The following is a 470-nucleotide window of genomic DNA, read 5'->3' as shown; positions in this document are numbered from 1 at the left end:
CCACAGCAGCGCGCTGACCACCGGGGGGGATCATCACCGGCAGGTAGACGACGACCCGGAAGAACGCCTTGGCGTGCCGGAGTTCGTTGAGGACCAGGGCCATGACGAACGGGACGGCGAAGCCGATGACCAGGGCGAGCACGGTGAAGGTGAGCGTGTTGCGCCAGGCCGCCGTGAACTCCGGGTCCTGGAAGACCCGGGTGAAGTTGGCGGTGCCCACCCACTGGGGGTCGGAGCCGGGCGTGTACTTCTGGAACGCGATGATCACGGACCGGACGGCCGGGTACCAGGAGAAGAGGATGAAGCAGAGGAGACCGCCGGCCAGGAACGCGTAGGCGGTGGCCTGGTCGGCGATCTTCCGGCGCAGCGGGCCGTGGGGCCCGCGGCCCGCCGGGCGGGCGCCCCGCGTGGGGGGCGTCACGCCGGAGGGCCGCGTCACCGCGGGTGGAGCGGGGTGGGACGTGGTCTTC

General features: G+C 71.7%; 1 pseudogene. It reads right to left on the bottom strand.

Annotated features, from left to right (window positions below):
• A pseudogene (locus RM609_RS34235) lies at nucleotides 1-470 on the bottom strand (carbohydrate ABC transporter permease); the annotation flags it as partial.

The organism is Streptomyces hesseae (assembly GCF_031845785.1).
Lineage (GTDB): Bacteria > Actinomycetota > Actinomycetes > Streptomycetales > Streptomycetaceae > Streptomyces > Streptomyces hesseae.
This window is presented reverse-complemented; position numbering and strand designations above follow the sequence as displayed.